At 50.2% G+C, this 2,810-nt stretch carries 3 protein-coding genes; 2 read left to right on the top strand and 1 reads right to left on the bottom strand.

Annotation, left to right across the window (positions count from 1 at the left end; translation table 11 throughout):
- Positions 1 to 13: 13 nt before the first annotated feature.
- Positions 14 to 334: a thioredoxin gene (gene trxA / locus AB7S66_RS10360; RefSeq protein ID WP_428519733.1), complete on the top strand. Its 321-nt coding sequence runs from the start codon at positions 14 to 16 to the stop codon at positions 332 to 334.
- A gap of 24 nt (positions 335 to 358) precedes the next feature.
- Here trxA and AB7S66_RS10355 read toward each other — a convergent pair whose 3' ends face one another.
- Positions 359 to 1,309 carry a hypothetical protein gene (locus AB7S66_RS10355; RefSeq protein ID WP_428519725.1) on the bottom strand — a complete coding sequence of 317 codons (951 nt, stop codon included), beginning with the start codon at positions 1,307 to 1,309 and terminating at the stop codon, positions 359 to 361.
- A gap of 92 nt (positions 1,310 to 1,401) precedes the next feature.
- Here AB7S66_RS10355 and argH point away from each other — a divergent pair, with 92 nt between their 5' ends.
- Complete coding sequence (gene argH, locus AB7S66_RS10350; RefSeq protein WP_428519723.1) at positions 1,402 to 2,775, top strand: argininosuccinate lyase; 1,374 nt, start codon at positions 1,402 to 1,404, stop codon at positions 2,773 to 2,775.
- The last annotated feature ends 35 nt before the right edge of the window (positions 2,776 to 2,810 follow it).

Here is a 2,810-nt window from a genome sequence, read left to right as displayed (position 1 = left end):
AGGAGCAAAACCAATGAGTGAAATAATCGTAACCGATGACAACTTCAAAGAAGAAATACTCCAGGCTGACAAGTTGGTATTGGTGGATTTCTGGGCCCCTTGGTGCGGCCCCTGTAAAATGATCGGGCCAGCGGTATCGCAGCTCGCACAGAAGTATGCCGATACCCTGAAAGTCGCAAAAGTGAACGTGGACGAGGCAGGAAGCCTTGCAAACATGTTCAATGTAAATTCAATTCCCACCTTGATGCTGTTCAAGGATGGCGAGGTGGTTGACCAGAGAATGGGTGCGGCCTCCCTTTCCGTAATTGAAGGATTTGTCAAACAACATCTGTAATGAGATGGGGAGGCAACTCCCCCATCAATCCTGGTAGCGTTCCTCTGCATTCCTTCTCCCGAATGATGCGTTACGTGTAGCGCAGATATACCAGTCATCCAAGCTGTTTGTATCTCTCTGTTGTTCCCGGCACATGCTTCTTGTAGCTGTGCTGTTACTGCTGTTGATGGATCCTTCGGCATCCTTGCTGTTCCAATGACCTTTTTCTGCAAGATACTGTACTTGTTCTAGAAGTGTTCTTGATCCAAACCCTTCATGGGTTTGTGTGGTATGGTTCCCCCATATGGCCGCATCCAGTAAAGTCCCATCCCACTGCGGACTTACCGCTAGTGTCAAGCATCCATTGTTTGCACTCAATCCTGCCTGGCTTTCCGAGCGGTATGTCCCAGTAGCTATTTCTCCTTTGGAGAAGGCAACCACGAGGTAATCACCCCGCTCGACCCACACCTCAGGGAAGATGATTCGGTCTGTATACTCCTTCTCAGTCCCTGCAAATAAGGTGATCCCCCCTAAATTTCCCCGCTTGGTCACGAATATTTCCACTCGGTCAGGGTTGTTCTCGGTCCCCTTGGTAGAGATTTCGTTGATCAGGAGGGAGGGGGGATTGGTGTTTTTTGCCCAGAGAAGAAGGGAGAAACTGGCACTGTTGCCTCTGCAGTCCTCGACTCTTCCTTCCAGTGGGAGCGCTTCACCCAGGCTCATAGCCTCCTTGAACGTAATGGTCAGGGAAGCACGTTCTACCAGCTTGCTTGCAATCCCATTTCCTCTTGCTTGGAGGAGGACTTCATGCTCATTAATGGGTTCATCAAAGAGAAGAAGTGCAGAATACTGGTCGAGAGAACTGATTGCCAGCAGGGTAGGTGGCGTACTGTCTACTGCACTCAATAGATTGATGGGGCTAGGCCCCTGGTGGTCGCACCCACATCCAATACAGAGAAACATGGTAAGTAATATGGCAAGTACAAAATATCTCATGGTACTGAAGTCGGGAATGATGTGTCTTTGCTTCAATTGACAGGCATGGTGATAGCCAATAGACTTTCCTCATTCATGGAGGCTGCACACACATGTCCAAGCTTTGGCAGAAAGATTATTCACTCGATTCCTTGATGGAGGAATTCACCGTCGGCAACGATTACATTCTGGACCAGCAATTGGTTATCGCCGATTGCCTGGGGTCCATCGCTCATGCACGAGGATTGCATCATATAGGAATCCTGGATGCAGAGGAACTTGCATCCCTGGAAGAGGGCTTGAAAAGAGTCATTTCCCTCAAAATGGAAGACTCATTTCCCATTACCAAGGAAAATGAGGATTGCCATACGGCTATCGAGGGATTCCTGACTGAAGAGTATGGTGAGGTGGGGAAGAAAATTCATACAGGACGGAGCAGGAACGACCAGGTACAGACAGCCCTGAGGATTTGGATGCGTGAATTCACCCTGAAGCTCTGCAGGGCTACCGGAGAGCTCTGTGAGACGCTGCTCTCCTTTGCAGAAAAGTATGCAGAGGTTCCCATGCCGGGGCGCACCCATATGCAGATTGCCATGCCATCTTCCCTTGGCCTCTGGGCAGCAAGCTATGCTGAGGAGCTTTATGATGAGGCACAGCATCTGATGCACCTCTCTTGGCTGTTCGACCAAAGCCCTCTCGGCTCAGCGGCCAGTTATGGAGTTCCTTTGCCGCTGGACAGACAATTCACTGCCGAGCAGATGGGTTTCACCCGTGTGCAAAACAATGTACTGTATGCAAACAACAGCAGGGGTAAGTTTGAGGCAATCCTGCTCGATGGTTGTGATTATATTGCACTTACCCTGAGCAAGCTTGCCCAGGATTTGATCCTGTTCACCCTTCCTGAGTTCGGGTATTTTTCCCTTCCCAAGGAGCTCTGTACAGGTTCTTCCATCATGCCGCAGAAGAAAAATCCTGATGGACTTGAGCTTGCACGAAGTCGTTCCTCAGTGGTCTCCAGCTGCGCCGCAAGGGTCAAATCGATTATCAGGAGCCTCCCTTCCGGCTACAACCGTGATTTCCAGGATACCAAGGAGCCTTTGCTGGCTGGGACAAAGGCCACATGGCAGTTGGTACAGATTTTCGGCAGGATGATGGATGGACTGCAAGTCAATGAGGATGCCTTGATTGCAGGATGTACCCCTGAGCTGTATGCCACCGATGTGGTTCTCCAGGGAGTGCTTGAAGGAAAGAACTTCCGTGATACCTACAAGGATGTAGGGCTGCATCTGGAGGAGGTCGCTAAGGCTGATCCCCTGCAGACCATCATGAACAGAAGCAGTATTGGGACCACGGGCAACCTTGGCCTGGATGAAGATCGGCTCTTTGTCTCGATGATGAAAAGCGGGTGTGATGATGTACTTGCCGGTTTTGGGAAAGCGTATCAGGAGCTTAGTGGACTGGAAGGGGTTGAGACCGTCCTGTATTAGGATACCAAAAGAGGGTAACCAAGAAAAAAGGACCT

It is taken from the genome of Sphaerochaeta sp. (assembly GCF_050178175.1).
Lineage (GTDB): Bacteria > Spirochaetota > Spirochaetia > Sphaerochaetales > Sphaerochaetaceae > Sphaerochaeta.
This window is presented reverse-complemented; position numbering and strand designations above follow the sequence as displayed.